This window comes from Gloeocapsa sp. DLM2.Bin57 (assembly GCA_007693955.1).
GTDB lineage: Bacteria > Cyanobacteriota > Cyanobacteriia > Cyanobacteriales > Gloeocapsaceae > Gloeocapsa.
This window is the reverse complement of sequence record RECR01000054.1, coordinates 1-6,057: the sequence shown is the minus strand read 5'-3', so window position 1 is coordinate 6,057 and position 6,057 is coordinate 1. Positions and strand designations below refer to the sequence as shown.

Sequence of the window (6,057 nt, the reverse complement as noted above, 5' to 3'; positions counted from 1 at the left end):
ACCGTCACGATCTAATAAAAGCAGATCCCGCAATTGATTAGTATCTAACTCTGTTAACCAGTCTTCCCCACTGGTGATGGTTTGTTCGGCTAACTGTTTTTTACTCTCAATCATCTCATGGATACGCTCTTCAAGAGTTCCCGTACAGATAAACTTGTGTACTTGCACATTACGAGTTTGTCCCAGACGAAAAGCGCGATCGGTAGCTTGATTTTCTACTGCAGGATTCCACCAGCGATCGATATGGAAAACGTGATTAGCGCGAGTCAGATTTAATCCTGTTCCTCCTGCTTTGAGAGAGAGAATAAAAATAGAGGGTGCATTGGGGTCATTTTGAAAGCGATCGATCATCTCTTGGCGTTGATTACGACGTGTTGCACCATAGAGAAATAAGACTTCTGTTTTAAACTTGTGAGTTAAATAGGCTTGTAAGAGTTTACCCCATTCGGAAAATTGAGTAAAGATTAAAGCGCGATCGCCACTAACGATCAACTCATCTAACATCTCTTCTAAGCGTAAGAGTTTACCAGAGCGTTGACTACTATCTAAACTTTTGGCTTTTAAAAAATGAGCAGGATGATTACAGATTTGTTTTAAATGTAATAACAAGGTTAAAATAGTGGCGCGACGTTGAATCCCGTCAAGTTCATCAATAGTTTCTAAAGACTCATCAACGAGCTTCTGATAGAGTTGAGCTTGTTCAACAGACAAACCACAGAAAACGTTCATTTCTTGTTTTTCAGGTAAATCTTGACTAATTTCTGGTTCAGTTTTCAAGCGACGGAGAATAAAGGGAGAAATAAGCGATCGCAAAGCAATTAAAGACTGATTATCACCGTGTTTTTCAATAGGGATAGCAAAGCGACTTTGGAAGAATTGACGATTTCCCAACCAACCAGGATTAATAAAATCAATAATTGACCAAAGTTCCCCTAAGCGGTTTTCCACGGGAGTTCCGGTTAAAGCGAGACGAAAATCTGTCTTTAACTGACGCGCAGCTTGAGATTGTTTAGCGCTAGGATTTTTAATATTTTGGGCTTCATCGAGAGCGACAATTTGCCATTCTACACTTTGAAGAGTAGTTAAATCGCGATATAACAGAGAATAGCTAGTGACAACTAAATCAAACTTAGCTACCTTTTTACTAAACTCTTTACCTTGATAACGTTTATCACCGTGATGCACTAAAACCTTAAGAGTTGGAGCAAATTTATCAGCTTCCCTTTCCCAATTATTGAGTACAGAAGTTGGACAAACAACTAAACTAGGTTTAACTAAATGTTGTTGAGATTGTAAATGTAATAAAAAAGCGAGCAATTGAGGAGTTTTCCCCAACCCCATGTCATCAGCTAAACAAGCGCCAAAACCCCAACGATCTAAAAACGCTAACCAACTCACCCCACGTAATTGATAGGAGCGTAATTGTCCTTGAAAAGTTTCTGGTTGGGGGATAATAGTTAAGGCTTGATTATTATTGATATAGTCGAGCAGTTCTTGGAGAATACCCTGAGCTTCAAACTTCACTACTGGTAATTTAGCTAATACTTTTTCTACTCCTGTGCTCAATCGTATTCCATCTTCTACTGATAAATTTAGGGGTTGTTGAGACTGACGAAAGATAGCTTGAGCTGCTTGTACATCAGAGGGTTGTAATGCTAACCATTGATCATTAACTTTTACTAGAGGAGATTGAGCAGCTAATAATTGTTTAAACTCTGTTTCAGAGATAACCTGCTCTCCCACTGTTATAGCTAATTGATAATCAAGTAAGCTTTTTAAACCAAGACGTTGTCCAGATTTTTCTGTCAAGGTAGCGCTAATTTTTACTCCTAAACGTCGTTGATGAGTATCTGAAGCTAAACCATCAGGGAGAATGACTCCTAAACCATTATTTTGTAATTCTTGAGCTAAACCACGGATAAACTGGTAAACCTCTATATCCGACAAGATACAGTTATGGGGTTGTTTTGCTTCTAAACTACTAGCAATGGGGGGATAGAGACGAGAAGCTAATCCTAACCCTTTGAGTAAAGTTTCTTGGGGTTGTGTAATGGTTCGTCCTTGATATACTAATTCAGAGACGGGATTTTGCCAAATAGTTGCCGCATCTAGGAGTAATTCTGGCGCATCTAAAGCTTGAAGGTTATATTGTAATTGCCAATCCGACTCAATATCTGTAGGAGGTGTTAAGACTAAACAGAGACGAAACTGATTTTCTCCGAGTTGATAGTCGGGGTTGATAACGATGTATTCTTGTCGAGGTAAAATCCAGTTATTGAGGGAAGTTTCGATACGTTTTAATTCTTGAGAAGGTGCGGTTAATTTAGTTTTGACGGGTTGAGAGAGGGTATGTAACCATTTTTGCAAGGTAGATGCTTTAGCAGAAAGGGGGGGAGAATCAAGGTAATTACGAATCTGTTGATCAACTATCGCGCTTAAAACGCTTAATAGTAAATATTGAGCTGAGTATGACTGATTAGGTTGATATTGAGTACATACTAAAGGCATTAAGCGAGTAAACTTAACTAAACGAGCTTGATCTAGACTATTATCTAGAAGTAGTCGCCAGTGAGTTTGGGCTGTTGTTTCTGTAGCTAAGGTTAGATGTGGAATAAATTTTCCTCTCGCTAATAAATCCAGACTCCAGCGATAAATATGACACCAGAAGCGGATGTCATCGCCATATTCTTGCTGCTCTTGGGGTAGGGAAGTAAGGGGAATAGAGGCTAACCAAGGGAGCGCCTCGGTTATGGTGAGGTTAAATCCCTGAATACACCAAGGTTGAAGAGTAAGATTATGGTTAGTTGTGGTTAATTGTTGGGATAATAGGGGTAATTGTTCAGATTTACTCGGTAAAGAAATAATTTGATTTTGCCAATCTAGGTTATTGCTGGTATTGAGATGATTTAAATATTCTTGAAGGGTTTCTTGGTGTACTAGGTAGGGATGTAGGGGGATATTATCTTCTGTTGGTACTACCTGAGAGCGCCAAGTTTCACCCCAAAGAAAAAAAGAACAAGATTCTGTGGCTAACAGCCAACTTCCATGTAGAGTAGGCATTAATAACTATGCGTGTAAAAATATGTGGTATTACTAAATTAAAACAGGCTCAAGGGATTACCTCCCTTGGGGTTGATACCCTAGGGTTTATTTGTTTTCCTGCTTCTCCTCGTTATCTTAACCCAAATGAGATTAATTTGATTATTCAGAGTTTATCGGAAAATGTACAAACTATTGGGGTGTTTGTCAATGAATCTGTAGAAGTAATTCAGGAGATTGTGATTAATACTGGTTTGACAGGGGTACAATTACATGGTCAGGAATCAGTAGAGTTTTGTCTTAGTTTAAGGGAATTATTACCAGGTAAGGAAATAATTAAGGCTATCAGGGTTAAAAATACTGATTCTCTAGAAGAAATTCTTGCTTATAGTGATTATGTGGATAGTTTGTTGTTAGACGCTTATGATCCTCATTTACAGGGAGGTACGGGGAAAACCTTAGTATGGCAAGATTTAAGCTCTTTTTGTCCTCCTAAACCTTGGTTATTAGCGGGGGGGTTAACTCCGGAAAATATTGTCTTAGCTTTAACTCAGTTAAAACCCGATGGTATCGATTTATCTAGTGGGGTAGAGCGATCGCCTGGTGATAAGGATTTAGAGAAAGTTGCTCGTCTATGGAAGCAAATCCTGAGTTTAAAGTAGGATTAGAGTTTTGACTGTTGATATTTAATTAAGCTTATTTAACATTTCGCAACAAATCTTTAAGGATTTCTCAGAAAATTGCACGAAAATTGCACAAAAACTCTGATTCAATAACACATAAGTTCACAGAAAGTTATTGAAAACCAATTAGAAAATCAAAGAGTATTTAATCATGGCAATTACTACAGCTGCATCTCGTTTAGGGGTAACAGCTTTCGCTGAAGCACAACCAGTAGAATTACGTCCTTACTGGAGTCAAGAAGAAGCAAAAACAGCGATCCAAGCTGTCTATCGTCAAGTACTCGGTAATGAGCATTTGATGAATTCTGAGAGACTAAAAAGTGCCGAATCACTCTTGTGTAATCGCTCTATTTCGGTACGAGAGTTTGTGAGAATGGTAGCTAAATCTGAGTTGTATAAGTCAAAGTTTTTTTACAATACTTATCATCCTCGCATGATTGAGTTGAATTTTAAACATCTTCTTGGTCGCGCTCCCTATGATGAAAACGAAATTACTGAACATCTGGAGATATATCGTAGTCAGGGATTTGAGGCTGATATCGATTCTTACCTAGATTCAGAGGAGTATCTTGAGAATTTCGGGGAGAATATTGTCCCCTATTACCGTGGTTTTGCTACCCAAAGAGGACAAAAAACTGTAGGGTTTACACGTATGTTCCAGCTTTATCAGGGTTATGCTAATAGCGATCGCGCTCAAAGCAATAGCAATACCTCCCGTTTAACCTATGATTTAGCTCGTAATGTAGCTACTCCCGTGACTAATGCTCAAGTAGGATTAGTGTTAGGAGGAACTACCAACGGTGAGCGTGGGGATTTATATCGAATTCGTGTTACTCAAGGAGCACGAAAACGTAGTCCTCAATTACGAAGTAGTGTTAAGGAATATGTCATTCCTTATGAGAGACTATCCACTACTATGCAAAAATTAAACCAGAGTGGCTGTAAAATTCTCAGCCTAACTCATGCTTAAAAATATTAAGGAGTAAAAATAAGTGGCAGTTACAACAGCAGCATCTCGTTTAGGTGTTTCAGCTTTTGATGAAAGCAATTCCGTAGAATTACGTCCTAATTGGACTAGAGAAGAAGCTCAAACCGCAATACGCGCAGTTTACCGTCAAGTATTGGGTAATGACTATATCATGAAGTCAGAGCGTCTAACTAGCTTAGAATCTCTACTCTGCAATCGTTCTATCACTGTTAAGGATTTTGTCAGAGCTGTAGCTAAATCAGAATTGTATAAGTCTAAATTTCTCTATGGCAACTTCCAAACCAGAGTGATTGAGTTAAATATCAAGCATCTTCTCGGTCGCGCTCCCTATGATGAGTCAGAGGTAATTTATCACCTAGATTTATACCAAAATCAAGGGTTTGAGGCTGATATCGATTCTTATCTAGATTCTGCTGAGTATGACGAGAACTTCGGTGAGAATATCGTTCCCTATTACCGCGGTTTTGCAACTCAGCCTAATCAGAAAACCGTAGGGTTTACACGTATGTTCCAACTTTACCGTGGTTATGCTAATAGCGATCGCGCTCAAATCGCAGGTAAAACCTCTCGTTTAGCGAAAGAATTAGCGATGAATAGCTCTTCTGCTGTGTCAGGACCTTCTGGAAGTAACGATGGTTGGGCTTACCAAGAAGCGGGTAAAGGGACTCCTACTCAAGTATTTGGTAACGCTAATAACGGCGATCGCGTTTATCGCGTTGAGGTAGCTAGTTTGAATTTACCAAGATATCCTAAAGTACGTCGCATTAATCGTGCTTTATTAGTTCCCTATTCCGATTTATCTAATACTTTGCAAAAAATTAATAAAATGGGCGGCAAAGTTGCTAGTATAAGCTTGGCGTAGGATTTAACATCCTTGTTTTTTTAGCTCAATTTAACCTCAATTATTCAGCTATGCTTAACAATTCTTTCAGCATTAGTAAATCTACTTCTCCTTCTAGCAATCGTGTTTTTGTCTATGAGGTAAGCGGATTAAGACAAACCGATCAAAGCGATCGTAATAGCTATCCTATCCGTAATAGTGGTAACGTATTAATCAAAGTTCCCTATAATCGGATGAATGAGGAAATGTTACGTATCAGCCGTTTAGGTGGTAAAATTGTTAATATTCATCCTCTAGAGTCTATTAACGATAATCCTCCCGCGGAAAATTCCGAAAATTAGGATAACTAATTGATTTTAAGACCACTCTATACTTAATAGGTAGAGTGGTTTATAATTCAGGGAATAGGGGAATGAAGAATGAAGAATGTAGAATGGGCATTTGGAATAACCTCTAAAACCGTTCAACCGTTCAACCTTGCTACTTTCTACTTTCTACGAACTTAG

Annotated in this window: 5 protein-coding genes; 4 read left to right on the top strand and 1 reads right to left on the bottom strand. The window is 38.6% G+C overall.

The features are described from left to right. The coding region (locus EA365_05170; protein TVQ46528.1) for a DEAD/DEAH box helicase at positions 1-3,060 on the bottom strand (3,060 nt) is incomplete at its 3' end. Positions 3,061-3,068: 8 nt separating this feature from the next. On the opposite strand from EA365_05170, the gene EA365_05165 reads away from it, so the two are divergent. The 4 genes from EA365_05165 (at position 3,069) to EA365_05150 (ending at position 5,892) form a co-directional block, all read left to right on the top strand. Further along, entirely contained in the window at positions 3,069-3,701 is a 633-nt protein-coding gene (locus tag EA365_05165) for a phosphoribosylanthranilate isomerase (GenBank protein TVQ46527.1), read from the top strand. 172 nt (positions 3,702-3,873) lie between these two features. Beyond that, the gene (locus EA365_05160) at positions 3,874-4,692 is read left to right on the top strand and encodes a photosystem I reaction center subunit XII (GenBank protein ID TVQ46526.1); all 819 of its coding nucleotides are present in this window, start codon (positions 3,874-3,876) and stop codon (positions 4,690-4,692) included. Between the two features lie 22 nt (positions 4,693-4,714). Beyond that, on the top strand, positions 4,715-5,572 hold the full coding sequence (locus EA365_05155; protein ID TVQ46525.1) for a photosystem I reaction center subunit XII: 858 nt from the start codon (positions 4,715-4,717) through the stop codon (positions 5,570-5,572). Between the two features lie 50 nt (positions 5,573-5,622). Then, on the top strand, positions 5,623-5,892 hold the full coding sequence (locus EA365_05150) for a photosystem I reaction center subunit XII (GenBank protein ID TVQ46524.1): 270 nt from the start codon (positions 5,623-5,625) through the stop codon (positions 5,890-5,892). Positions 5,893-6,057: the final 165 nt, after the last annotated feature.

Bases quoted from the DNA above. Each gene is read 5' to 3' on its own strand.
- EA365_05165 (TVQ46527.1), top strand. From the start codon at position 3,069: ATGCGTGTAAAAATATGTGGTATTACTAAATTAAAACAGGCTCAAGGG.
- EA365_05150 (TVQ46524.1), top strand. From the start codon at position 5,623: ATGCTTAACAATTCTTTCAGCATTAGTAAATCTACTTCTCCTTCTAGC.
- EA365_05160 (TVQ46526.1), top strand. From the start codon at position 3,874: ATGGCAATTACTACAGCTGCATCTCGTTTAGGGGTAACAGCTTTCGCT.